This is a genomic window from Echinimonas agarilytica, from assembly GCF_023703465.1.
Classification (GTDB): Bacteria; Pseudomonadota; Gammaproteobacteria; order Enterobacterales; family Neiellaceae; genus Echinimonas; species Echinimonas agarilytica.
This window is the reverse complement of the sequence record NZ_JAMQGP010000008.1, coordinates 151,602-177,107: the sequence shown is the minus strand read 5'-3', so window position 1 is coordinate 177,107 and position 25,506 is coordinate 151,602. Positions and strand designations below refer to the sequence as shown.

General features: G+C 46.9%; 25 protein-coding genes. 8 read left to right on the top strand and 17 right to left on the bottom strand.

The annotated features are described in order from the left end of the window. Positions 1-11: 11 nt before the first annotated feature. From gpsA to NAF29_RS15430, 3 genes are all read right to left on the bottom strand, one after another. A complete protein-coding gene (gene gpsA, locus NAF29_RS15440) occupies positions 12-1,025 on the bottom strand; it encodes an NAD(P)H-dependent glycerol-3-phosphate dehydrogenase (RefSeq protein ID WP_251262520.1) in 1,014 nt (337 codons plus the stop codon). 4 nt (positions 1,026-1,029) lie between these two features. After that, positions 1,030-1,539, bottom strand: a complete 510-nt coding sequence (secB, locus tag NAF29_RS15435; RefSeq protein WP_251262589.1) for a protein-export chaperone SecB — start codon at positions 1,537-1,539, stop codon at positions 1,030-1,032. A gap of 68 nt (positions 1,540-1,607) precedes the next feature. Beyond that, complete coding sequence (locus NAF29_RS15430; RefSeq protein ID WP_251262519.1) at positions 1,608-2,036, bottom strand: rhodanese-like domain-containing protein; 429 nt, start codon at positions 2,034-2,036, stop codon at positions 1,608-1,610. Positions 2,037-2,253: 217 nt separating this feature from the next. Here NAF29_RS15430 and gpmM point away from each other — a divergent pair, with 217 nt between their 5' ends. From gpmM to NAF29_RS15415, 3 genes are all read left to right on the top strand, one after another. Beyond that, complete coding sequence (gene gpmM, locus NAF29_RS15425) at positions 2,254-3,798, top strand: 2,3-bisphosphoglycerate-independent phosphoglycerate mutase (RefSeq protein ID WP_251262518.1); 1,545 nt, start codon at positions 2,254-2,256, stop codon at positions 3,796-3,798. Between the two features lies 1 nt (position 3,799). Further along, positions 3,800-4,942 (top strand): murein hydrolase activator EnvC family protein, encoded by a 1,143-nt coding sequence (locus tag NAF29_RS18445; protein ID WP_251262517.1) that lies wholly within the window; start codon positions 3,800-3,802, stop codon positions 4,940-4,942. 169 nt (positions 4,943-5,111) lie between these two features. Beyond that, positions 5,112-5,264, top strand: coding sequence for a hypothetical protein (locus NAF29_RS15415; protein ID WP_251262516.1), 153 nt, complete (start codon positions 5,112-5,114; stop codon positions 5,262-5,264). Between the two features lie 61 nt (positions 5,265-5,325). On the opposite strand, the gene NAF29_RS15410 is transcribed toward NAF29_RS15415, so the two are convergent. After that, entirely contained in the window at positions 5,326-5,715 is a 390-nt protein-coding gene (locus NAF29_RS15410) for a hypothetical protein (protein ID WP_251262515.1), read from the bottom strand. A gap of 95 nt (positions 5,716-5,810) precedes the next feature. Further along, a complete protein-coding gene (locus NAF29_RS15405; protein WP_251262514.1) occupies positions 5,811-6,083 on the bottom strand; it encodes a YkgJ family cysteine cluster protein in 273 nt (90 codons plus the stop codon). Between the two features lie 18 nt (positions 6,084-6,101). Here NAF29_RS15405 and NAF29_RS15400 point away from each other — a divergent pair, with 18 nt between their 5' ends. Beyond that, positions 6,102-6,506: an acetyl-CoA sensor PanZ family protein gene (locus NAF29_RS15400; RefSeq protein ID WP_251262513.1), complete on the top strand. Its 405-nt coding sequence runs from the start codon at positions 6,102-6,104 to the stop codon at positions 6,504-6,506. 54 nt (positions 6,507-6,560) lie between these two features. On the opposite strand, the gene rpoH is transcribed toward NAF29_RS15400, so the two are convergent. From rpoH to ftsY, 4 genes are all read right to left on the bottom strand, one after another. After that, positions 6,561-7,421: an RNA polymerase sigma factor RpoH gene (rpoH, locus tag NAF29_RS15395; RefSeq protein ID WP_285817802.1), complete on the bottom strand. Its 861-nt coding sequence runs from the start codon at positions 7,419-7,421 to the stop codon at positions 6,561-6,563. A gap of 198 nt (positions 7,422-7,619) precedes the next feature. Beyond that, on the bottom strand, positions 7,620-8,600 hold the full coding sequence (ftsX, locus tag NAF29_RS15390) for a permease-like cell division protein FtsX (RefSeq protein WP_251262512.1): 981 nt from the start codon (positions 8,598-8,600) through the stop codon (positions 7,620-7,622). Continuing rightward, positions 8,597-9,277, bottom strand: a complete 681-nt coding sequence (ftsE, locus tag NAF29_RS15385) for a cell division ATP-binding protein FtsE (protein ID WP_251262511.1) — start codon at positions 9,275-9,277, stop codon at positions 8,597-8,599. Before ftsE ends, ftsX begins: the two co-directional genes overlap by 4 nt. Next, positions 9,274-10,554 (bottom strand): signal recognition particle-docking protein FtsY, encoded by a 1,281-nt coding sequence (gene ftsY, locus NAF29_RS15380; RefSeq protein WP_251262510.1) that lies wholly within the window; start codon positions 10,552-10,554, stop codon positions 9,274-9,276. Before ftsY ends, ftsE begins: the two co-directional genes overlap by 4 nt. Before the next feature lie 123 nt (positions 10,555-10,677). Here ftsY and rsmD point away from each other — a divergent pair, with 123 nt between their 5' ends. After that, a complete protein-coding gene (rsmD, locus tag NAF29_RS15375; RefSeq protein WP_251262509.1) occupies positions 10,678-11,244 on the top strand; it encodes a 16S rRNA (guanine(966)-N(2))-methyltransferase RsmD in 567 nt (188 codons plus the stop codon). On the opposite strand, the gene NAF29_RS15370 is transcribed toward rsmD, so the two are convergent. The 8 genes from NAF29_RS15370 to NAF29_RS15335 form a co-directional block, all read right to left on the bottom strand. Further along, the gene (locus NAF29_RS15370) at positions 11,241-14,369 is read right to left on the bottom strand and encodes an efflux RND transporter permease subunit (RefSeq protein ID WP_251262508.1); all 3,129 of its coding nucleotides are present in this window, start codon (positions 14,367-14,369) and stop codon (positions 11,241-11,243) included. The two genes, rsmD and NAF29_RS15370, sit on opposite strands and share 4 nt — an antisense overlap. Continuing rightward, complete coding sequence (locus NAF29_RS15365) at positions 14,366-15,424, bottom strand: efflux RND transporter periplasmic adaptor subunit (protein WP_251262507.1); 1,059 nt, start codon at positions 15,422-15,424, stop codon at positions 14,366-14,368. The genes NAF29_RS15370 and NAF29_RS15365 overlap by 4 nt, the downstream gene beginning before the upstream one ends. A gap of 59 nt (positions 15,425-15,483) precedes the next feature. Beyond that, positions 15,484-16,050, bottom strand: coding sequence for a YjaG family protein (locus NAF29_RS15360; protein ID WP_251262506.1), 567 nt, complete (start codon positions 16,048-16,050; stop codon positions 15,484-15,486). A 2-nt stretch (positions 16,051-16,052) separates the two neighbouring features. Continuing rightward, positions 16,053-16,370: a putative signal transducing protein gene (locus NAF29_RS15355; RefSeq protein WP_251262505.1), complete on the bottom strand. Its 318-nt coding sequence runs from the start codon at positions 16,368-16,370 to the stop codon at positions 16,053-16,055. After that, positions 16,370-16,966: a YhgN family NAAT transporter gene (locus tag NAF29_RS15350; RefSeq protein WP_251262504.1), complete on the bottom strand. Its 597-nt coding sequence runs from the start codon at positions 16,964-16,966 to the stop codon at positions 16,370-16,372. Before NAF29_RS15350 ends, NAF29_RS15355 begins: the two co-directional genes overlap by 1 nt. Before the next feature lie 194 nt (positions 16,967-17,160). Further along, complete coding sequence (locus NAF29_RS15345) at positions 17,161-18,063, bottom strand: pseudouridine synthase (protein WP_251262503.1); 903 nt, start codon at positions 18,061-18,063, stop codon at positions 17,161-17,163. A gap of 89 nt (positions 18,064-18,152) precedes the next feature. Further along, positions 18,153-19,289 carry a methyl-accepting chemotaxis protein gene (locus NAF29_RS15340; protein ID WP_251262502.1) on the bottom strand — a complete coding sequence of 379 codons (1,137 nt, stop codon included), beginning with the start codon at positions 19,287-19,289 and terminating at the stop codon, positions 18,153-18,155. A 159-nt stretch (positions 19,290-19,448) separates the two neighbouring features. Further along, a complete protein-coding gene (locus NAF29_RS15335) occupies positions 19,449-20,939 on the bottom strand; it encodes a phospholipase D-like domain-containing protein (RefSeq protein WP_251262501.1) in 1,491 nt (496 codons plus the stop codon). Between the two features lie 58 nt (positions 20,940-20,997). On the opposite strand from NAF29_RS15335, the gene NAF29_RS15330 reads away from it, so the two are divergent. From NAF29_RS15330 to glgX, 3 genes are all read left to right on the top strand, one after another. Then, a complete protein-coding gene (locus NAF29_RS15330; RefSeq protein ID WP_251262500.1) occupies positions 20,998-21,831 on the top strand; it encodes an endonuclease/exonuclease/phosphatase family protein in 834 nt (277 codons plus the stop codon). A gap of 291 nt (positions 21,832-22,122) precedes the next feature. Beyond that, the gene (gene glgC, locus NAF29_RS15325; protein ID WP_251262499.1) at positions 22,123-23,358 is read left to right on the top strand and encodes a glucose-1-phosphate adenylyltransferase; all 1,236 of its coding nucleotides are present in this window, start codon (positions 22,123-22,125) and stop codon (positions 23,356-23,358) included. A 62-nt stretch (positions 23,359-23,420) separates the two neighbouring features. After that, positions 23,421-25,493, top strand: coding sequence for a glycogen debranching protein GlgX (gene glgX, locus NAF29_RS15320; protein ID WP_251262498.1), 2,073 nt, complete (start codon positions 23,421-23,423; stop codon positions 25,491-25,493). Positions 25,494-25,506 lie beyond the last annotated feature (13 nt).

Sequence of the window (25,506 nt, the reverse complement as noted above, 5' to 3'; positions counted from 1 at the left end):
TTTAAGCTAAATTAACCGGCTGATTCGCTGGTTTGTTCTCGGCTGAGCAGGTTTATGGCGGCTTCTTTCGAAGACTGCCCCTGATACAGCACCTGATACAGCTGATCTGTAATCGGCATTTCGATGCCAAGGCGCTGAGACAAATGATACACCTCAGCAGTATTACGATACCCTTCGACCACTTGCCCAATGTTCGCTTCAGCGTCTTTGACGCTTTCTCCACGGCCTAAAGCAAGACCAAAACGACGATTACGAGATTGGTCATCGGTACATGTAAGGACTAAGTCTCCTAAGCCCGACATCCCCATAAAGGTGGCTGGATCAGCATTGAGCGCAACACCCAAGCGAGTTAATTCGGCCAAGCCTCGTGTAATTAACGCGGTTCGCGCGTTCGCACCAAAACCCATGCCGTCGGACAAGCCTGCGGCAATTGCCACCACGTTCTTCACGGCGCCACCCAGTTGCAATCCGATAAAATCTGGGTTGCGGTACACTCTGAAACGCTTTGGGCAATGGAGCAAGGTTGCAAGGTCGGCATCGAATTGATCGTCTTCTCCTGCAACGGCAATCGCGGTAGGCAAGCCTAAAGCAATTTCGCGGGCAAACGTTGGCCCAGACAATACGGCCAATGCTGTATTTGGGTTGAGTTGCTCTTTGGCGACGTCACCCAGTAATCGACCCGTTTCAGGTTCAAGACCTTTAGTGGCCCAAGCCACCCGAGCATCAGTTTGCAAGTGCGACGCAATTTTTGCCAATACTTCGCCAAAGGCAAAGCTCGGAACCACCACCAGAATATCTCGACACGCACTGGCGGCGAGTGTGAGGTCATCTGTTATTTGTAGTGTGTCTGGAAACTTTGCGTCGGGGAGGAATTGGCAATTTTCGCGATCATTGTTGAGGCGTTTCACATGCTCAGGATCATGGCCCCAAAGCAGTGTTTGATGGCCATTTCGAGCAAGTTGCAGAGCAAGAGCGGTGCCGTAAGAGCCCGCTCCCAAAACGCTAATCACCGGAGAGGTGGTCATTTAATTAAGAATCGCTTGCGGCTTCAGAAGCTGCTGCTTGAGCATCTTGCTGACGTTTTTGAACGTAAGAAGCAAACAAAGCGTCAAAGTTAACTGGCGCAAGATTCAATTGTGGGAATGTACCACGAGTGACCATGTTCGTTACGGCTTCACGCGCGTATGGGAACAAGATGTTTGGACAGAAAGAACCGAGCATGTGTGCAAGGTGCGCTTCGTTTTCAGTTCCAATACCGAAAATACCGGCTTGTTGAACTTCACATAAGAATGCAGTTTCGTCTTCGACAGTTGTTGTCACTGTTAACGACAGAATCACTTCAAATGTGTCATCGGCTAACTTACGGCTTTTGGTGTCTAAATCGAGCTTAACTTCAGGCTTCCATTCTTTTTGAAAGATGTCAGGTGTATTTGGCGATTCAAAAGAAATATCTTTGATATACAAACGTTGAATCGCAAATTGAGGAGCTTGTGCTTCAGATGCCGCTGCTGCGCCATTTGCATTTATTTCTTCTGCCATGATGTAGGTACCTTCAGTCCAGAGCGGCATCTTGCCGCTTCAATAATAGTTAAAATTTGTGCAAGTCGTTACTTGCTCGCCGTTGGCAAATTTGCCTGGCGCCATTCGGCCATGCCACCGCGCAGGCTGAAAATGGATTCAAAACCCATGGCCTTCAAAGCTGCGCATGATTTGCCAGCAGTCATTCCTGTCTCGCATACAACTATAATGGGGTGGCCTGAGAGCTTTTCAAGCTCTGGCTTGTTGTTTTCTGTGATCTTGGACTCAACGATGTTTTTTGCTCCAGCAATATGACCCTTACGAAAGGTATCTGTTGGGCGAATATCAACCACTGTTGCGTCTTCTCGATTCACCATCATAGTCAATTCTTGAGACGTAATTGACGTGTATCCACGCATTTTTGCGCCAATGAAGCTGTAGATCAGCATAATGAATAAACCGACCCACGCAGCGCTAAGCAGTGGGTTGGCTGAGACAAACTCGATGAACTGGTCCATTCAAAGGGTTCCATAGTTATAAACATAAGGCGTGGATTATACATACAAAGGCCAACTCATCGCATCAGTTTATCGAGCGGATATTTGTTCTCGTTGCCTCTGATCAAATTGTGTCATAATGAAAGGGTACATAATCAGCCTAATTTTTAGTCGTTGCTGTAGACTTGTTTTAGCAGCGATTCAGCTTTAATCAATTGAAGGTACGAGAGAAATAGTCATGACTGAGCAAAAAAAGCCACTGGCTTTAATCATCCTAGATGGTTGGGGTTATCGTGAAGATGACAGTAGCAATGCCATTAACCATGCCAACACCCCAAATTTAGATAAATTGAGCGCGCATTATGCGAGTGGTTTGATTTCAGGCTCTGGGTTAGACGTAGGTTTACCCGATGGTCAAATGGGGAACTCAGAGGTAGGCCATATCAATATTGGTTCTGGTCGCGTGGTGTATCAAGAGCTAACGCGCATTGCCAAAGCAATTGAAGAGCGTACTTTTTTCGAAAATGAAGCCTTGTGTGCCGCTGTTGATAAAGCTGTAACTGCAAACAAAGCTGTTCATATTATGGGGCTATTGTCGCCAGGAGGTGTACATAGCCATGAAAATCATATGTTGGCCATGGTTGAATTAGCTGCTGAGCGCGGTGCTGAAAAAATCTACTTGCACGCATTTCTTGACGGTCGCGATACGCCACCGCGAAGCGCGCAAGCATCTATTGAGCGCTTTGATGCTAAATTTGCAGAGCTGGGTAAAGGCCGTGTTGCTTCATTGTGTGGTCGTTACTTTGCAATGGACCGCGATAAGCGTTGGGATCGCGTTGAATCGTGCTACGACCTGTTGACTCAAAGCAAAACTGAATACGTGTATGACTCTGCCGTAGAAGGCCTGTTGGCCGCATACGCGCGTGATGAAAACGATGAGTTTGTTGCACCAAGCGTGATTAAAGCGGCGGGTCAAGACGATGCGACCATGGCTGATGGCGATGCCTTGATCTTTATGAACTTCCGTGCGGACCGCGCGCGCGAAATTACGCGTGCCTTTGTTGACCAAGATTTTGATGGTTTTGAGCGTAAGGTTAAACCAGCATTGTCTGACTTTGTCATGTTGACCGAGTATGCGGCTGATATTAAAACATCAATTGCCTATCCTGCAGAAAAGCTGACAAATGTTTTAGGCCAGTGGTTGGCCGACAATGGTCGTACTCAACTTCGTATTTCTGAAACTGAAAAATACGCCCACGTGACTTTCTTCTTCAATGGCGGCAAAGAAGAGCCGTTTGAAGGTGAAGAGCGCATTTTGATTCCTTCTCCTAAGGTAGCAACGTACGACTTACAGCCAGAAATGAATTCTGAAATGCTAACTGACCAGCTTGTTGGCGCTATTAAAGGCGGCAAGTTTGATGTGATCATATGTAACTATCCAAATGGCGACATGGTCGGGCATACGGGTAATTTCGATGCCGCCGTGAAAGCTTGTGAAGCGGTTGACCATTGTATTGGTCGCGTGGTGGATGCACTGGATGAAGTGGGTGGCGAATGTTTGATTACCGCTGACCATGGGAATGCAGAAAAAATGGCCGACGAAGCAACTGGCCAAGCGCATACCGCGCATACCAGTGAACCTGTGCCACTCATTTATTTTGGTCGCGAAGGTAGCATTGCTGCTGATGGTAAGCTAAGTGATTTAGCGCCTACTATGCTGAACTTGATGGGCATGGAAGTACCGCCAGAAATGACGGGCAAGGTTTTAGTAGACCTTAAATAAAGTGCCAACGCAGTTTAACTGTCATGCCATTGTGAAGGCCAGCAGCATTGCTGGCCTTTCGTTGTGGATGTGTTTCGCGGTCAGTGCTGCGAATCCCGACAATGACGCCACCAAACGGCTGCAAGAAGTACAACAAGAAATAAAAAAACGACAGGCCAATTTAAAAGAACGACAAGCCCAGCAGAAAAGGGCGCAGGCAGAGCTTCGTTCCACGGAGTTAAACCTTGCTAAGCAGGCAAAAGAACTTCACACCACTCGCCTCAGTATTGAAAAGAATCAGCAAGAGCAGCTAGGCCTAAAAGCACGCAGAGATGATTTAGAATCCACTCGTAAGGCACAGCAAGCGGTGCTAGCTGCGCAATTGGAGAGCCATTTCCTTGCGGGTAGCTCTGACTACCTCGCTATGATCTTCAATCAACAAGATCCCGCTTCAATTGAACGTACCTTGGTCTATTTTCAATATTTGAGTGAGGCCAGAATCGAAGCATTAGATGTGTTGAAAGTGACGGAGGCTCAGCTTCAGCAAGTCGAGGGTGAGCTGCTGGCCAAGCACCATCAACTCGAAGAATTACTCGGACAGCAGTCAGCAGAGCGGCAGATGCTCAAGACTGAACAAATGAATCATCAGCAGCTCATTTCCTCAATCAATCGACACCTAAAAACTGAACAAGAAAGCATCGGGCTACTGGAAGACAGCGAAAATCAATTAAAGAGTTTGCTGGATAAGGTCGCGGTTGTGCACTCATCTGTGCAATTAAAGGGCATTAAAAAAGGAAGTTTGAAGTGGCCGACTCAAGGCAAGCTCCGCCACAAGTATAATTCCGTTCGACAGGGCCAAATTCGTTGGAAAGGCGTGTTGATGGCGGGGAGTTCTGGTGACGATGTGCGATCAATTGCCGATGGCAAAGTACTTTTTGCCGATTGGGTTAAAGGAATGGGTTTAGTTATGGTGCTAGATCATGGTAAAGGCTATATGAGCCTGTATGGTCATGCACAAACCTTATTGCGTCAGCCGGGTGACGAAGTTCGTCGCGGAGACACAATTGCTTTGGTTGGGCAAAGTGGTGGTCAGGTCAGACCAGGTTTATATTTTGAGATGCGCCACGAAGGAGTGCCAGTCAATCCAAGTCATTGGTGCAAGTAATTGATATATATTTAGTATTTTGTTTTTGTAAGTGGTTTCGTTAATTTTCAGAATCACTTACCAATGATTATTTTTAGCTCGTAATGTATTTAAAAACGTGAGTTAATTCACACCCTGCTAAACAACAGGTGTTTAGCAGTTAGCTGTACGTGATCCTTAAGGGGGAAGCATGTTGGAACAGCGGGACGTGGTTGAGGAACAACCTCAAGCGACCACATTAGGTAATATGCTTAATATGATTGCTGAACACGACCAAGGCGCGATGCCTTCAAAAAGTGACTTAGCAACTACCGATGAAAATCAGCAAGTAGCAGTCGCTTAACAAACGCAAAAAAGCCGCTATAGAGCGGCTTTTTTGCGTTTGTTAACTGCCTAAATTAGATCTATTCATTCGCAGCAGGAGCAATCGCTTCAAACTCACAGACAATACCTGCGTCTTCTAACTTGTTTTGCCAATCAGTTAATAGCTCAGCCATGTGTTCGTTGATAATGCCAATCTCTTCTTTACTGAGATCGTTATTCTTCCACTGCCCAAGCTTGCAGCAACTACCACTGAGCAACTCATTTTGAACTAAGTTCTCGTCTTCTTCTGGCATTGAATATACAGCGTGCCATCCGAAGTAAACTCGATCGATCGGTTCTTCTTCGGGGTTGCGACATCCTAACATCGCCTCAAGTGTAATTGTGCGTTTGATTTCATCAGTTGCCATCAGAAAACAAGCAAATTCCTTTGCAGCCAGTTTGACCACTTTGCGCCAGTGGATTCTCGACATAATTCGCCTTTCCGTAACTCTTTTTGTGCTATTCGAGTGTTAACCATGTTAACAATGCGTTGCCGCTCATACAATGAGCAATATCTTATATTTGCTCATTGGGTATCGCTTTCCAGCCGGTCAAGAATAGCAAAAGCATGCTCGTGTTGCGTACCGCATGTGTCTATATCGGCATAAAAACGTAAGCATACTGCAGGCCGTTCAGGTAAACCAAAAAGTTTGCACATATTTTGTTCGTTCAGTTGTATGCAGCGGGTGCCTGCGGGTTTGCCCTCAGGCATTCCTGGGATCGCAGAGCTAATAGAAGGTACAATGCAGCAAGCACCGCAGCCAGCTCGGCATTGAAATGGTTGTTCTTTAGTTTTCATGATGATTTGGACTTACTTATGCGTTTGACGATTTCGCCACTCACACAGCTTACACCAGAGGTGTTTTCAGATCTGAATAAGTTGTCGTTTGCCACAGATGAAGCTACGTCGCTCACTTGGTTGGAGCAAGCATTAGCGCAAGATTCGGCACAGTTATGGATCGCGACCTTTAATGATAAATGCATCGGTTTAGTCTTACTTGAGCAAGATGGTCAAGAATACTGGCTCAATTACATTGAAGTGCGCGAAGCTACGCGCCAGCGAGGCGTAGGAACCTTTCTATTGCAGCAGGCGCTTTTGCAGTTACCGAAAGGCAGCGTAGTGAAGGCGGAATGCCCTGAAACATCGTCCATCGCGAAATTTTTAAAGCACATGGTGTGGACGCAATATAATCCGGGCTCTTGGTCATTTCAGCTGGACTAATTTTCAGGCAATAAAAAAGGCGCTTCAAGCGCCTTTTTTAACAACCACAGGTGTTTATCCTGCCATCGCTATTTTGAGCTTTTTCATTGCGTTCTTTTCTAGCTGACGCACTCGCTCTGCAGAAACGCCGTATTTACCGGCAAGCTCTTGCAACGTGGTTTTATTGTCTTCGTCTAACCAACGAGAGCGAACGATATCTTGGCTACGTTCGTCTAACTCACTCAGTGCGTTTGAAAGCTTACCGTAGGCATGCTTTTCCCAGTTGCTGTTTTCAACAATATCCGCCACATCAGAGGATTTATCTTCTAGATAAAGCACCGGAGCAAAGTTTGTTGAGCCGTTGTCGTCGTCATCACTGCCGAGATCGAATGCTTGATCTTGAGAGCTCATGCGTGATTCCATTTCAACCACTTCGCGGGTTGAAACACCGAGCGCTTCGGCGACGGTTTGAATCTCATCTTGGCTAAACCAACCCAAACGTTTTTTATTCTTGCGAAGGTTGAAGAACAATTTACGTTGTGCCTTGGTAGTTGCGACCTTCACGATACGCCAGTTGCGCAATACAAACTCGTGAATTTCAGCTTTGATCCAATGCACGGCAAAACTAACCAAGCGGACTCCAACAGTCGGATCAAATCGTTTTACAGCCTTCATGAGGCCAACAGTACCTTCTTGAATAAGGTCTGCTTGCGGTAAGCCATAGCCTGAGTATCCACGTGCAACATGGACTACAAAACGAAGATGAGACATTACTAGCTGACGTGCAGCTTCTAATGAACCCGTCTCTTGTAACTCTTCAGCCAAGCCGCGTTCCTCTTCAACGGTCAGCATAGGCATCCCGTTCACTGCTGAGACATAACCGTCAAGGCCGCCCTGTGGAATCGTCGTTAATGACATGTTTGAAGAAATACTCATTGTAAATTTACCTCTAAACTCGGTCTTACTAAAAGTTTAGCACTCATATGCGAAGAGTGCTAAAACGATCTATACCGTAACTCTGACCCTAATTGCAATGCCGAGTTCAAATAATGCCGAGTGCGCTGCGTGGCGTTCAGCTTCCGTTTAGTCTTGTTAAAGCGGATTCATGTATGAGCTGCGGGTGTGAGCTATCGCTTAAACGGGCTCAATTGCGCGGATATGCTGCCGCACAGAGAGCCAAGAACCCATTAAGCCCATGCTTGCTGCGATCACAATAAGTAACAAGCTTTCTGAGAGTGTTAGACCGGATAGTTGGATGGGATAGTCGTACAGGCGGGTAAGTTCATTCACCGCACTTTCGAGCCACCATAACAGTAATGCGATGACGATCCACGACAAAAACGCACCGAATACACCATACCAAACACCAGCGTATAGGAACGGACGTTGAATGAATGGGTCTGTAGCGCCTACCAGTTTCATTACTTCAATTTCGGTTCTGCGACTTAAGATCGACAATCGAATGGTGTTCCCAATGATTAAAATAACCGACAAACACAACAGTGTTGCTAAGCCCGAAAAGGTGTTTTCTAGTAAACCGACCATTGCGTTGAGTCGTTCTAACCACTGAATATCGAGCTTAGCCATCGCCACCGCGGGTAAGCTTGTCAATTCATTGAGTAATGCCTCTGCATGCTCCGTGCCTTGCTCTGATGAAATGGGTGAAATCACCAATACATCCGGCAGCGGGTTTTCATCTAAATAGTTGAGTGCGTTACCAAAGCCTGAGGTTTCTTTAAATTCCATCAGTGCATCATCTTTGCTGAGCCACTCGACTTTTTTAACTTCGGTCCATGTGGCCAAATCATTCACGAGTCGCTGAATGTCGTCGGTGCTTTGATTTTTCTTAAGGAAAACGGATATCTGAGCTGGATTTTCCCACTGAGCAGCCACACGTTGACCATTCTTATTCACAATATAAAGCGAAGCAGGCAGTGAAAGACTGAATCCCAACACCAGAATTGTCATCAATGAAGGGGCTGGGGTGCGCCATAAGTCACCGAGGCTGGAGGTGGCTTGTCGTAGGTGACTTATCCACCAAGAGATGAGCTTTTGAACCCTCGAGATTTTACGCTCGGTTGCACCTTCGCCGCGTCGTTCAAATAGCAAACTCATAATGCCGACTCCGACGATAGCCCGTCATTGGTTAAATACCCGCCTTTAATCGTCAGGGTGCGATAGCGCATACGCGCAATTAACCCAAGGTCGTGGGTGGCAACCAATACAGCCACATCCACGCGATTAAATTCCTCAAACAATTTGAGAATTTCTACCGATAGGTGCGGGTCGAGATTACCTGTTGGCTCATCCGCTAAAATAATAGGGGGTTTATTCACCACAGCACGGGCAATACCCACACGTTGTTGTTCGCCGCCCGATAACATGGTTGGAAACAAACGCTCTTTGCCCAGCAAGCCGACCTTATCGAGTGCAGCTGCTACGCGACGGCGCGTTTCCAAGTGAGGGTAGCCTTCAATCACAAGCGGTAGCGCAACGTTGTCAAAAACGGTGCGCTCCATGAGCAAACGATGATCCTGAAAGATAATGCCAATGTCGCGCCTTACAAAGGGCACCTGCTTACGGTTGACCGTATTTAGGCTGTGGCCATTAATAAACACATTGCCGCGTGTTGGGCGTTCCAACAGTGCAATCAATTTAAGCAATGTGCTTTTACCGGCGCCCGAGTGTCCGGTTAAAAACGCCATTTCACCTTTCTTTAAGTGAAAGCTAACATTGTTTAGTGCTTGATGGCCCGAAGCATAGACCTTGTCGACATTATCGAAGCGAATCATTCCGTGGTTTCGTTATCGTCTTTGTTAAACAGTGCAGAAACAAAATCATTTGCGTCGAACTGACGCAAATCATCAATGCCCTCGCCAACACCAATGTAGCGAATGGGGATCTTAAACTTGTCGGCGATGGCAAAGATAACGCCACCTTTTGCTGTGCCGTCGAGTTTACTTAATGTTAAACCTGTCAGGCCAATGGCGTCGTTAAATAGCTGAGTTTGCGATAGTGCATTTTGCCCTGTACCTGCATCTAGCGTGAGCATGACTTCATGCGGGGCATTGGCATCAATTTTTTTCATCACACGTACAATCTTAATGAGCTCTTCCATTAAGTGAGCTTTGTTTTGCAAGCGACCTGCAGTGTCGGCAATCAGCACATCTGCGCCACGAGATTTAGCGGCTTGATAGGCATCAAAGATAACCGAGGCACTGTCGGCACCGGTATGTTGGGCAATGACAGGTACGTTGTTGCGTTGCCCCCAAACTTGCAACTGTTCAACAGCTGCGGCGCGGAAGGTGTCACCCGCGGCCAACATCACTTGTTTGCCTTGATTTTGAAATTGCTTGGCCAGCTTACCAATGGTGGTGGTTTTACCCACGCCATTGACGCCCACCATTAAAATCACAAATGGGCCGTCGGTTTGGTTCATATCAATCGGTTGATTCACTTCTTGCAGCAATTCACTGAGCTGACTTTTGAGGACCTCGTACAAGGCTTCACCGTCAGTCATTTCTTTGCGCTTGGCTTGTTGAGTGAGGTTGTCGATCAATTTAGTGGTGGTATCGACGCCTACATCTGCCATAAGCAATTGTGTTTCTAATTCTTCATAAAGATCGTCGTCGATCTTCTTGCCCGCAAATAGGCTAAAGAAACCGCTACCAATATTGGAACGAGTTTTACTTAGCCCTTGACGTAGGCGAGCGAAAAAACCAGGCTTTTTGCTTGGCTCTGGCTCTGGCTCTGGCTCTGGCTCTGGCTCTGGCTCTGGCTCTGGCTCTGGCTCTGGCTCTGGCTCTGGCTCTGGCTCTGGCTCTGGCTCTGGCTCTGGCTCTGGCTCTGGCTCTGGCTCTGAGAGCTGAGTCGGTTCAGGCTGTTTCTCTAAAGTTTCAGTATGTGTTTCCACAACAGGTTCAGAGGTTGAAGATGACTCTGTTTCAACAGTCTCAATGGTGTCCGTTGACTCAATTGTTTCTTCCACTTCTGGAGTGTTTTGTACTTGCTCTGTTTGTTTGCTTTTGCCAAACCAGGAGAACAATCCTTTTTTGCGCGATTTTGCCATCTCGTTCAAACCCGAATGCGATGTGGTGTGGGGCCATTAAAAAAGGCTGTTAGAATAGTCGCAGATGTTACCCGCTTCGCGGGAAATTTTCACCAATCACAGCTTCAGTAGTGGATTTAATTAATGGCGAAGAGTAGCGGACAAATTCGAATTATTGCAGGTCAATGGCGCGGACGGCGTTTACCGGTGCGCGATGTAGCCGGATTGCGCCCAACCACGGACCGCCAAAAAGAAACACTTTTTAATTGGCTGCAGGGATCCCTTGATGGTGCTCATATACTTGATTTGTATGCGGGGGCAGGTGGTTTAGGCTTTGAAGCCATGTCACGTTATGGTGCTTCACTTGTTGCTGTTGAGCGAGACAAGCAGGTGGTGCAGCAACTTAAAGCGAACGCGGGATTGCTGAAGTCGGATGCAATTGAAGTTGTTTGCGCAGACGTATTGGACTTTTTAAAGGGCGCATCGCGACGTTTTGATGTGGTGTTTATCGATCCGCCGTTTCGCAAAGCGTTAGTTGCGCCTACTTTGGCATTGCTAAAGCCTTGGTTAGCTGATGATGCGTGGATATACATGGAAGCGGAGGCGGAGTTGCCGATGCCTCTATTACCTGCCGATTTTGAGCTGTATCGAGATAAAGTAGCCGGCCAATCGCACGGCTACTTGTATCAATTTGAGCGAACTGCCAATTAAGGCGCTCGATCTGATGGTGTGTTGGCCATTTTGTTTTGGTTTAACTGATGTTCCAATTCATTGCTGACGTCATCTGGCGAACCTGTATGGCGTGCAAGTAAGGCATAAATCGATGGCACAATGAGCAAGGTGAAGAGGGTGGCCACGATAATGCCGGTTAATACTACAACACCAATCACAATTCGTGTTTCACTGCCCGCACCTGAGCTTAGTACTAATGGCAACGCGCCAAGTGCAGTGGTGACACCGGTCATCAAAATAGGCCGAAGTCGCTGGCCCGCCGCTTCGACAATAGCCCGCTCGAAGGGACGACCCTGATCTCTTAATTGGTTGGTAAACTCAACAATTAAAATACCATTCTTGGCGGCCAACCCGATGAGCATGATGATGCCGATTTGGCTGTAAATATTAAGGGACTGCCCAAATAAATACAGACCCAAAAGAGCACCAAATATCGCTAACGGTACGGTGAGCATGATCACAAGTGGGTGCACATAGCTTTCAAATTGAGCGGCTAACACCAGGAACACCACCACCAGAGCGAGAGCGAATACAAAGTAAATAGACCCCCCAGACTCTTCGTAGTCCTGTGATTGCCCTTTGTAACTAATCACCGCATCGGCAGGTAAGTAGCGTTCAGCTAGTTCATTCAAAGAATCAATGGCTTCACCTAAGGTATAACCGTCGGCTAAGTTGGCTTCAAGCGTGACGGCCCTCATGCGATTGTAGCGATTGAGTGACGATGCGTCGGCAAACTCTTCAATTGTGACCAAGTTTGAGAGCGGTACTAGGGCTTTGGTGCGATCACTTCGGACATAAATATTGCTGATATCAGACGGACTGCTCTGAACGGCGCGATCGCCTTCTAGAATAACATCGTACTCCTCACCACGTTGCTGGAATGTGGTGACAACGCGCGAACCCTGCATGGTTTCCAGAGTGCGGCCTATGTCTGCAATGGTCACACCTAAATCGCCTGCACGTTGAGTGTCGACCACCACACGGAGCTGAGGTTTGGTTTCTTTGTAATCGTGGTCAAGCCCGATTAATCCGGGGTTCTTGCGTGCTTCAGCCAGCATGATATCGCGCCAGCGTGCTAGCTCATCATAGTCACCGCCGCCAATCACGAATTGAACCGGCTTGCCGACTCCTCCGCCTAATGCTTGTCGCATAATGGGGAATGCACGCACGCCTGCCAGATCGCCAATGCGTTGTTGGACTTCACCCATAAGTTTCCATGCGCTTGGGCGGTTGTCCCAGTCGTTCAACACTAAAATGGCGAAACCGCCTGAAAAATCAGAGGACGAGCCGAATGAGCGCGGCGCGCGAATGAGTAATCTTCGAATGTCACCTCGCTCAACCATTGGCATGAGTCGAGTTTCGATTTCATCCATATAGGCTTTGCTGTAGGTGAAGGTTGCGCCTTCGTGGGAATTTACTACCAGAAAGAATGCGCCCCGATCTTCTTTGGGCGTGAACTCTCCGGGTATCAAATTAAACAAACTTGCCACGGCAACTAAGGCGATGACGATGGTGACGACTGTGATGATAGGCTGTCGAATACGGCGCTCAAGTGTGGCTTGATAGCTCAAGCGCAGCTTCTCCATGAAGCCATCCATTTTACGTGTAAGCCAACTGGGTTTATCGTTGGCTTTGAGCAATTTCGAACACATCATGGGCGACAACGTCAGCGCAACAATGCTTGAAAACGCAACCGCTGCGGACATTGCCACGGCAAATTCGGTGAATAGCTTGCCCAAATCGCCATCTAAAAATGTAATGGGCAAGAATACTGCAATCAGTACTAAGGTGGTTGCAACCACCGCAAACGACACTTGTCGGGCGCCTAAGAACGCAGCCACTAGAGGCGTTTCGCCTTCCTCAATGCGTCGATGAATATTCTCAAGCATGACGATCGCGTCATCAACGACCATCCCAATGGCTAAAATCATTGCCAGCAGGGTAAGCAAGTTAATGGTGAAGCCCAGCATATATAAAATGATGAAGGTACCCATCAACGACACTGGAACAGTTAATGCGGGGATGAGTGTAGCTCGGACATTCCCCAAAAACAGAAGAATGACGAGGATCACCAGCCCCATTGCGATAAATAAGGTTTGATACACCTCATCGATGGAGCGCTCAATAAAGACGCTTGAATCGTAACTAGCGATGAGCTCCATGCCTTCGGGCAACGTTTTATTGATATCAGCAGTGAGTTCGCGTGTGGCAATGGCAACTTCTAGTGTATTCGCGGTGGATTGCTTAGTAATGCCAAGGCCAATCATGGGCGAACCATTGCCCCGAAACGATATTCGATTTTCTTCCGGTCCAATTTCTACTTTGGCAACATCGCGTAAACGCACGAGGTAATCATTGTCACCCTGATCGACCACTAGGTTCGAGAACTGCTCAGCGGTTTCATAAGCGCGCTTGATACGCACGGTAAACATCATATTTTGAGATTCGATATTCCCAGCAGGCAATTCAACGTTTTCGCGGCGCAGTGCGTCTTCAATATCGTTAACGGTCAGATCTCGAGCAGCAAGTGCGGTGCGATCTAGCCATATTCGTAATGAATAGTTCAGACCGCCGCCCACTCGAACACGCCCAACACCGTTGATCACACTGAACCTGTCTACCAAATACCGCTCGGCGTAATCGGTCAGCTCAAGAGTGTCCATTCGGTCACTGGTCAGGTTGAGCCACATGATGGTGTCATCATCGGCTCCGGCCTTAGACACTTCAGGTGGATCGGCTTCATCGGGTAAGTTATTTAAAATACGAGATACGCGTTCTCGGATGTCGTTGGCTGCGGCATCAATGTCGCGTTCAATATCAAACTCAATGGTGATTTGAGAACGACCGTCTTGAGAGCTTGAAATAATGTTTTTAATGCCCTCCACACCGCTAATTCGATCTTCGATGCGCTTGGTGATTCGTGATTCCACAACTGAAGCAGATGCGCCGCGATAATTGGTGGAGACTGACACGACCGGCGCATCAATATCGGGGTATTCGCGCAATGGTAATTTGTCGAAAGAAACCAAGCCAAAGGCCAATAGCAATAAGCTCAGCACCGAGGCAAAAACAGGTCGTTTTACCGATATATCTGTTAGGATCATGGGGTGACTCCGCGCCAAGTTTCCTCTTGCAGGGTCACTTTACCGCCGTTGCGAACTTTGAGTCGTCCTTCAGTGATCACTGAGTCAGACGCCTCTAACCCTTGAATAACTTCAACCAGCCCATTTTGTCGCATGCCGGTGCTCACGTCTTTTTGAAGAGCATTTCCATCGGCATCAACCACAAATACAAATTGCTTGTTTTGCAGCATCACAATGGCCTGCTCCGGTATTGCGAGAACAGATTTTCGGGCACGAATCACTTCGACTTTCATGAGCATTCCGGGGCGCAATAAGCCGTCGGTGTTTTCAAGTCGAGCACGCACGCTTAATGAGCGCGTCACGGGATCAATTCGTGATGACAGGGTGGTGACGGTGCCTTTGAATTCTCGGCCTAAGTACGCATCAGATATGGCCGATATCTCGGTGCCTGCTTGAATGGTGGATAAGAAATGTTCTGGGATTTGGAAGTCTAGCTTCAACACGCTGATGTCATCGAGCGTGGTGATCACCGTACCTGGAGTGATCAAGGCTCCATTACTGATTTGGCGAAAGCCTAACTGACCGCTAAATGGTGCCCGGATGATGCGGTCATTTAGGTTCGCTTGAGCCTCGTCGATGCGTGCCTTTGCAGTATCAATAGAGCTCTGCAAACGGTCGAGCTCGGAACTGGCAACAGTCCGTTTGCGGACTAAGTCTTCAATTCGTCGATATTCACGCTCTTGCTCTGCAAGGTTAACCCGAGCAGCTTGCAATTGAGCAAATTGCTCTGCGCTTTGTAATTCCACTAATACATCGCCTTTTTGCACAGACTGCCCATCAACAAAAGACACGGCGACGACTTTCTCTGTGGTATTGGCTGTCACTTCGATATTATTGTTGGCCAACAACGTGCCAAGCGCCTCAAATTTGTCGGCCATTTCAATGCTGACAGGCAGTTGAGCAACCACAGAGGGAATGCCGCGAGCGCGTTCTTGAGTTGCTTTATTTTGGTCGTAGCGCCAATACACAGCGGCGGCTACGGCAAGAATCAGTAATGCGATAATAAGCCGCTTCATTGCGTCTCCTTTAAAACTTTTTTACGATAGATATTGATTGATAAGGGCGTCAGTGGCCACTATCGTTCAATACCAATGCTGCTCACTTCTTGTTCTTTTATCATTTGACGCAAGGCCTTCATGTCGTTGGGTGACGACTCGTGTGCTTGAACAAAGGCAAGAATTTCGTTTTGGCATTCGTGCTCGTATTGCATGAGCGGTTGCTCTGATAAACGTCCTTCGGCTGTTTCTGGTTCAGTGACTTCTAAAAATCGCGCGACACTTGCCCGTGACAAACGACTAATACTGACAACTTGTTCATCGTCGGCTTGCAGTAGCAACTGCAGGCAATGATCAACTGCAAGTGACGTATCGAGCGCCAGATAACTGCCAAGACTTTCATCGCCAACAGTGTCGGGGACTAGCTCCTGCAGTTTTTCGGCCTGCTTGGCAAAGTCTATGCGGCTGCCTCGAATCGTTAGGTGTTCCCAAACGGTGTCTAAAATAGCGCGTACTTTGAGGTGAGCATCATCATCCGTGCGTGAAGAAAACAGTTGGTAGTTGGGTAGCATCCGCTCTGCGATTGCTGCAGCGAAAGCAAGTTGTTGTTTAGGCGATAAATCGCGCAAATTATGATTGAACGACATAATTAAGTGTTCCTTTGAGATTCGGTACCGCAGCTCCAGCAAGTATCAAAACTTGTTGGATTTTCTTCGCTGCAATGGCGACAAAACCATAGTGAAGAAGAAGGTTCAGATTGCCATGACTTCAATAAGATTTGTGCTTTGTCTAAGTGTTCGATGTCAGTCCACAACTGGGGTTGAAGTACTTCGGTGGGTAGTTCTCCTACCGCGCCACCCAGCACTTCACCGCGGATCTGCACCGCAATTCCTTGTTGTTCAAACCAACCTTTGAGCAAGTAAGCTTGCAAGGTGTTGTCGGCATGACTGAGAAATTCCAATGCCACTAGTGCAAACTCGCTGAAAGGTAGTCGGCAATACCATCTAGAAACATTTGCACACTGAGCATCACGAGGATCATGCCCATTAAACGCTCCATGGCGACTAAGCCTCGCTCACCGAGCCAACGGTGGAAGCTTTGTGAAAATAGTAAAATGACCGTTGTGGGTAACCAAGCAGTGAATAGAGCAATGGTCCAATCAACCATGCGTGTCGGTTCTTGATTTGCTAATAGCAGTAGTGCCGCCAAAATAGATGGCCCAGCCACGAGCGGGATGGCCATTGGAACAATGAGTGGCTCTTCGCCGGGCTCTAAGCCAATGACGCCTCCTGGCTGCGGAAAAATCATACGAATCGCAATTAAGAATAAAATAATGCCACCAGCGATGCTTACGGCTTCTTGTTTGAGGTGCAGAAACGATAAAATGCTTGAGCCGGTATAGAGAAATACCAACATAATGCCCAACGCAATGAGTAATTCTCGAATCAAAACCTTGCGTCGACGTTTAGGATCGACTTGTTTCATGATTGACATGAATACAGGCAAATTCCCGAGCGGATCCATAATCAAAAACAGCATGACCGCTGCTGATAATGTTTCCATGAAAAACCTCTAAAATCATATGGGTTGGCGAGTCGAACTCATCGAGTCTATCACAGCACTTTGCAAGTCCAGCTACGGTGTGAAGACATTCTTCTTAAAGATCTGTAAACAAATGTAATCATAGCTAAGGTTCGGCAGAACGGTATTGTTGAATAGGGCGAAGAGCTTTGAACGATTGCCTCGGCTTGACCTGTTTATGACGATATCTTCGCGAGTGAAATGGAGTGTGCTGCAGGCAATTTAATATGGCGAGGAATGCCGGTTATAGGGCATATGAAGGCAAGCTCAACAGCGCACAATTGTAGGTTGTTTTGATATTGTAATTGGCGATGAAGGGGCGAGATGGCTTGATGTTCTGAAGTCTGCGCTTCAATACCGTGTAGTCGATCGCCAATAACTGGAAAACCAGCAAACGCGGCATGTTTTCTAATTTGATGCTTGCGGCCAGTATCAATATCTACGCACACCAATGACGAATCGAGCTGGGCATCATACTCGACAAAGCTAAGTGTACTTTTGGCAGGTTTATTATCAATTTCTTGTGTGACGATGAGAGAGTCTAGTGCGCGGGCATTGCCAAATACTGCGATACTATAGCGTTTTAATAAGTCGTGCTGCTCGAATAGCTTACCAAAGGCTCGCGTGGCGTTTTTGCTATGCGCAATAATAATGAGGCCGGATGCAGCTCGGTCTAATCGGTGCACAATAAAGCAACTACGCTGGTGGTCAAAATACTGCTCTACAAAACGATGAATAGTGCAATGATCGCTCCATTTACTGCCTTGTGAGAGCACGCCGTAGGGTTTGTACCAAAGGCTGTACTCTTTAAAGTCTTCAATGAGTACTGCTGGCGTAACAGTTTGGGCGAGTACGTCGCTATTGTAATAAAAGTGCAGAGTGTCTTGAGCCCGCAAGACCGGCTTCATGCGCCTTAGCCGTTTAACACGACCTGTACGTTCTAACCAAAGTGCGCCTTTACTCACGGCTTGTTTGATGTCAGCGTTGGAGAGTTCGCAATGGTGTGCGAGAAGCTGAACCACGGAAGATTGCTGATTATTTGGGCTTTCAATAGGAAGGTGGAGTTCAACAATTGCCATGGGTCATGATCACAGTCAGCGAGAGAGGCGCGAGTGTACCGTATTTGTTAGGCCACTGACGAAACTTAGTCAGTGGCACTGAGATGGAATTAAGGCTGTAAATCGTTGACGTGAGCTTTGAGAGCTGCACTTTCGGTTGCCAATTGCTGGCTGTTTTCGCTCACAACTTCAACGTTTCGGGCCACTGTTTCCGACAATCCTTGCATTGAATTCACAAGGCCTGTGGCTTCGGCGGCTATGTTTTGTTGCGATGATGATTGTTCTGCAACTTGATGGTTCATCTCGCTAATGGTGGTGATGTTAGCGCGAATATGCTCCAAAGCATCACTGACTTTCGCGGATGTCTCAATGGTTTGCTGCGCGGCTGATTGGCTTTCATGCATCGCTGAGTTGGCTTCACCTGCGGCACGCTGCAGTTCGGCAATGATGGATTCAATTTCTTCGGTGGACTGTTGCGTTTTCTGTGCCAAAGAACGAACTTCGTCGGCAACCACGGCAAATCCTCGGCCTTGTTCACCGGCGCGCGCGGCTTCAATTGCAGCATTCAACGCGAGTAAGTTTGTTTGTTCTGCAATGGAGCGAATCACAGTGAGTACTGAACTAATGTTTTCGCTGTTGTCGCGCAGGACTTGAACTTTTTCAGCTGTGGTATCAATTTGTTCGGTTAGACGATTCACCGTGTCCATTGAGCTAATAACGATGGTCGCGCCTTGATCGGCAAACTCGCGGGTATGTTGTGTTCGTTCACTCGTGTCTGATGCTGTTTCGGCTACTTTTTCTGCCGTTGAGTTCAGTTGCTCAATGGTGTCAGATAATTGGAGCAATTCACGTTGTTGTTGATTACTCACGGTAATGGTGTTGTCGTTTGCAGCAGCCATCGACTCTGCATTCATCTCAACGGTATTGCTCAATGACTGCAATTGCTGGCTGAATTGAGTCATTTTTTCTTCATTGCTCTGAGATATTTGGCTGAGTTGTTGAATCGGGTCGCCTTGATACGTTTTTTTGCTTAAGCGCTTCAGAGCTTGGCTCAGAGGTTCGGTCACAAATTGACTCACACTCCAGCTGACCGCCGCCCACAACAATAAGCTTAGAATGACAATAGACGTGACCGTTGCCATTAAGCCATCAAAAGCAAAGGCTTGTGTAATAAATGAACTGATCACAGATGCAATAATTGCAGCTGCTAGCACAGAAAGAAACAAGCGTGACCCGATTGAAGTCATTTGGTTTTTATCCTTAATACTTGAGTATGATCACGCCACCATTACGACAGGTTGGCGTCGTTAACATTTTATCGGCAACTTTTTATTAACCTGAAGCTTTTGATTGTCCAACTTACTCTATTTGTGAAATAAGTCATTCAAATTCATTATTAAAGTGATCTAAAGTTGTTTATGAATGGGAAGCCACCCGCACATTTTGGCTAACCAGCGTCGTCTCCAGTGAGTTTCTGGTTCGTGTCGTTTTAGTTGCGTGCGCCCTTTGTGCTGCCTGCGCCAAAATATTGCACCAAATCGAATAAATACACGCCAACTGTTGCCTTGAGTCGTGTGTTCATCAAATACCTGTAGCACCTGAACTGACAAAGCGATGCTATCGACCAGTATGCCCATTTCAGTGTTCAAGTGAATTGAGCGAGGATCGGCGTTGTGCGTGCCAATAAATACTGCCTTGCCATCTAGCACCAAGGTTTTTGCATGCAAACTGTATGGCGCAATGCTGGGCGGATTGAACCGAGCTGATGGCGACAATTCATATAGCTTAACACCACATTGAAGCAGCTGCTTTCGATAATGTGCATAACCGCCATGAGCCATGACCACATCATTACTGGCCAACGAATTAGTGAGAATGCTGACCTTCACGCCTTTTAATTTATAGGTCGCGAGCAAAGCGAGCATACCTGGCGTGGGGATCAGGTAGGGAGTAATGACGTGAATGCTTTGATTCACCTGCTCAAGCGCATCGAGCAATAGATTGAATTGGTGCACGCGCGACGGCTTCTTACCCTGGCTATTGCGAACCTTACTGGGCTTGTCATAAATGATATGAGCCGGAGCCCAGATTAAATTTTCGGTGAAGTTAGAGATTTGGTGATTGGCCAGCTCTTGTAACTTGGCGCCTTTGCCATACTGCCTTGAGCGCTTAAAGCGACGCAGCATGGCTTGGAATCGTTGACGTTGGCGCTCGGGTAGACTGACCTTTACCAATAGCGATACAGGGACGGCCCAGCGGCTATTCCAAAAACTGTCGAATGCGTCCGACATTTCTTGAATGACTTCGCCAATGACGACTAAATCTAAATCTCTAAAAGTAATGCGCTCTGATAATCCAAAATAAGAATCAGAAATATTGCGGCCGCCACATAGCGCCACTAAGTTGTCAGCGACAATGAGCTTATTGTGCATACGATGATTGACGCGATCATTCCTGAGCCATTCCAAAGGCCGAGTTAGGGGCGTCATGCGGCGAGATTCAAAGGGGTTAAAAAGACGAATCTCAATGTTAGGATGAGCATCCAAGGCTTGAGCGTTCACGTCTGAATCGAAATGAATATCGTCGATCAGTAAACGAACTCGCACCCCGCGATCGGCAGCGGCAATTACATGCGACAAAATCAGTGAGCCACCGTTGTCGTCCAGCCATTTGTAATATTGCATGTCTAAGCTTCGGTCGGCTTGGTCGATTAATTGCAAACGAATGGCAATGGCATCATCTTCGCGCGAAACTAGGCGCATGCCAGCCCCTGGCTTTTCGTGAAGATTACAACAAGTGATTTGTTGGCCGATTCGGGTATTCTGATCCGCAGACAGCGCATCAGAGTGCTGACTTTTCCATTGACGAGGAATGCGGATAATACTCGATGACTTCATGCGCTAAACCTTTTGTTCATAACTTTGTCGTAATTAGACTTAAACGAGTATAAGCGATATGACGATTGCATTGTCTTTGTTCGCCATTGGAACTTTGAGTTTACCTTGGCAAATACCTGAACATAAACAAGTTGTAGATCGCCAAGAGCAATTTGTGGCGGGCGAATGCCTAGACGGTGTGGAGGTGGTTGCTGCAAGCGCACATAATGTACTTGAGTCTGAATTCTCAGTGTTGAGCTGGAATGTGTACAAGCAACAGCGAAATAATGTGATTGCTGAGTTGAACCAATATGCGACCACCACCGATTTGTTATTGCTGCAAGAGGTTGTGAGTCAGTCAACACTTTTTTCTACCCTCCCGGTCGACCAATGGCACTGGGTTCAAGCACGCGCCTTTACGGTGTCTCAATCTGTGATTGGAGTCGCCAGTTTAAGCCGATATGAAGCTATCGGAACGTGCGGTTTTTGGCGCACAGAGCCTTGGATTCTATTCCCTAAGACAGCGCTATTAACAATATATGCATTACCCGAAGGTGAATCTCTATGGGTGATTAATATTCATGCGATTAACTTCGCTTTAGGCTTGGAAGATTACAATGCACAACTGAATGATATTGTGCGCGTAGCATCTACCCATCATGGACCGATGATTTGGGCGGGTGATTTTAATACTTGGCGAGAAGGACGCCAACAGGCACTTGATGAAGCTCTGAGCCAATTAAACCTGCAACCAATAGCGTTCAGACCCGATGTTCGTAGTGAAATTTTTGGCTATGCATTGGATCATGTTTTCTATCGAAAGCTGAATATTGTTGAAGCCAAAAGCACCGCATCAGATGCGTCTGATCACAATCCAATATGGGTTAATTTTACAAGCCAAAAGAACCCTTGAGAAATGTGATCGATGTCTGGTAATACCAGAAATTCAAGTTCACTGACTACTATTAATTGTGATAGTTTGAAGACATCCTGTTTAAAAGAAAGTCCCGATTTTTAAGGACTCTACGACTGTATACGGCACATTGATGTGTCTCGTCCGCATGACCTTCCGCAAACCTATACATTTTGTAAGGTTAAATCGCGTGAAGTTAATCCGAATGTCATTTTACAGGTATAAGATTTATTATTTTGTGGGACCGGTTTCATGGTGCCGCGTGCGTTTTAGTAATTGAAAGGAGAAGTCATGTCCGGAATCTTATCAATGATTTTGGCCGGTGGAGAGGGGACGCGCTTATCGCCTCTAACGGGTATCCGAGCAAAACCAGCAGTGCCGTTTGGGGGAAACTACCGAATTATTGATTTCGTTCTCAATAATTTCGTCAACTCAGATTTACTACAAATATTTGTACTGACTCAGTTCAAATCACATTCGCTGATGAAGCATCTATCGCGTGCATGGCAAGTTTCGGGATTAACTAATCGCTTTATCGATCCTATCCCGGCGCAAATGCAAACGGGTAAGCATTGGTATATCGGCACTGCTGATGCCGTCTATCAAAACATTCACCTGATTCGCGGTGTAGACCCAGAAACAGTGTGTATCTTCGGCGGTGACCACATCTACAAAATGGATGTGCGCCAAATGATTAATTTTCATGATGACAAAGAAGCCGTATTAACGGTTGCAGCTATTCCTGTGCATATCAGCGAAGCGGACCAATTTGGCATTATTGAAGTGGACGAAGAAGGACGCATGATTGGTTTTGCAGAAAAACCAAATCGTGAAGACGCCAAAACTATTCCTGGTCAGCCAGAGATGTGCTTAGCATCAATGGGGAACTATGTGTTTGAAGCCACAACACTGATGAATAGTCTTGAAGAAGATGCAGCGATTGAAGATTCAAAACACGATTTCGGTCATGACATCATTCCAAAACTTTACCCTGAAGGAAAAGTTTTCGTTTACGACTTTTCGACTAACATTATACGTGGTGAACCTGAATATAGCCGTGGTTACTGGCGTGATGTGGGTACGATAGACTCGTATTTTGAAGCGAACATGGATTTGATCAAAATCCAACCGCCTATCAATTTATACAATCGCCATTGGCCGCTGCGTAGTTACCATCCAGCTGTACCTCCTGCAAAGTTTGTTCATGATGAAACGAACCGCACAGGGCAAGCGATTTCATCAATGGTTGCAGCGGGCTCGATTATTAGTGGTGCGATTATTTACAACAGCGTCATTGGCCATAATGTTCATATTCATAGTCATTCTTATATTGAGAATTGCGTGATTATGGGGAACAACGATATTGGTGAAGGTTGTCGTATTCGCAGAGCGATTATTGATAAAGATGTCAAAATTGCTCCCGGTACAGTGATTGGAGAAAGTCCTGAGGCCGACCGTAAGCGATTCCATGTGTCACCCGGAGGAATTACTGTGATTCCGAAAGGGTCCGAAATCGGATTCGACTAATAAGAACCCGGGCATTGCCCGGGTTTTTTTATCCCTAAATTTATTAACGCTGGAAGTTACGCATGACGCAACGTTTAAATGTTGGACAAAGTTACCCCATTGGCGCCCATCAGCTCGATGGAGGCGTAAATTTCAGTCTATATAGCCAGCATGCAACGGCAGTTGAATTACTACTGTTTGAACATGTGGATGACAGTAATCCACATATCGTCATGCTCGACCCGGGCCGAAATCGAAGTGGCAATTATTGGCATGTATGGCTCAGAGATATTCAGCCCGGCCAGCTCTATGGTTATCGAGTCTATGGTTATCACCAGCCTGAAAATGGACGCTGGTTTGACCCCAGCAAAGTGTTGCTCGATCCGTATGCTCAGTGTGTGGCTAGGAGTACTCATTATGACCGAGCGTTGGCCTGTGAATACGGGGCCGACAATGTGGGTAAAAGCTTTTTAGGTGTTGTTGTTGATCACCGCGGGTTTGATTGGGGGGAAACCCAGCGTATTGGGAGACCTTTAGCTGAAACCATTATTTATGAAATGCATGTCAAAGGGTTTACCGCACACCCTAATTCAGGGGTGAGTGAGGAGCGCCGAGGCACTTACCTCGGCGTTATCGATAAAATTCCATACCTCAAAGATCTAGGGGTCACAGCGGTCGAACTGATGCCGGTGCAGCAATTTGATCCGCAAGATGTACCGCCTAATTCACCCAATAATTACTGGGGCTATAGTCCGATTAATTTCTTTGCCCCCCATTCTGATTATGCCGTCGATAAATCGCCGCTGGGAGCTATCAATGAATTTCGCCAAATGGTAAAGGCGCTGCATGAAGCTGATATTGAAGTGTATTTGGATGTGGTGTTTAACCACACGGCTGAAGGGGGCGATGGGGGTCCTAACTTAAGCTTTAAGGGCATAGATACTGACACCTATTACATTTTAAGTGAGCACAACGAGTTCACTAATTACAGCGGATGCGGTAATACCTTTAATGCCAACCACTCAATTGCACGACGCGTGATCCGGCATGCATTGCGGTATTGGGTGCAACAGATGCATGTAGACGGATTCCGGTTTGATTTGGCATCTGTGTTGGCCAGAGATGAGAATGGCCAACCGATGGCAAGCCCTCCTATCTTATGGTCGATTGATACTGACCCTGTACTCGCCAAAACTAAAATTATTGCGGAAGCTTGGGATGCGGCGGGCTTGTATCAAGTGGGCAGTTTCATTGGCGATCGCTGGCAAGAGTGGAATGGTAAATATCGAGATGATGTACGCGCTTTTTGGAAAGGTGACCGAGAGCGTGTGAGCGATTTTGCTAACCGCATGATTGGCAGCCCAGATATTTACATGAAGCGCAATTCAGTGCCGCATCGAAGCATTAACTTTATCACTGCTCATGATGGTTTCACGCTCAATGATTTAGTGAGTTATAACGACAAACATAATGAAGCCAATGGCGAATCGAATCGCGATGGTGACAACCACAACTTGAGTTGGAATTGCGGTGCAGAAGGGCCGACTGATGACCTATACATCAATCGACTTCGTATGCGGCAAATGAAGAACTTTATGGCCACTTTGATGTGTTCATTGGGCACTCCAATGTTGAGCATGGGCGATGAAGTGGGTCGTACGCAGGGTGGCAACAATAATGCCTATTGCCAAGATAATGAGATCAGTTGGTTTGACTGGTCGAAGGTGGAAGAAAATGCGGATTTACTGCGCTTTACGCAGCATTTAATTTTGATGCGACGCACCAATGCAGGCCTCAGCCGGCAGCTCAACCAATCGTTGGCTGACATGTTAGATCAATCTAATATTGAATGGCATGGTACGCGGTGCAATCAGCCAGATTGGTCGGGTTCATCGCATACCATTGCCTGCAAAATTAAGGCTCCACATTCACAAGAAACGTTGTATTTTGCGGTGAATGCTTATCATGAACCGCTTGACTTTGAGCTCCCAGAATTAGAAGAAGCTCATTGGTATCGAATGGTGGACACAGGACTCGAATCGCCCGATGATTTTTCTGATTTGGGGTTAGCTCCAGCGTTAACGGTGAACCGTTATCAACTGGCAGAGCGGAGTATGATTCTACTGTGGGCGCGCCATGGTTCTGAGAGGCGTTAACACAGGAGAAAAC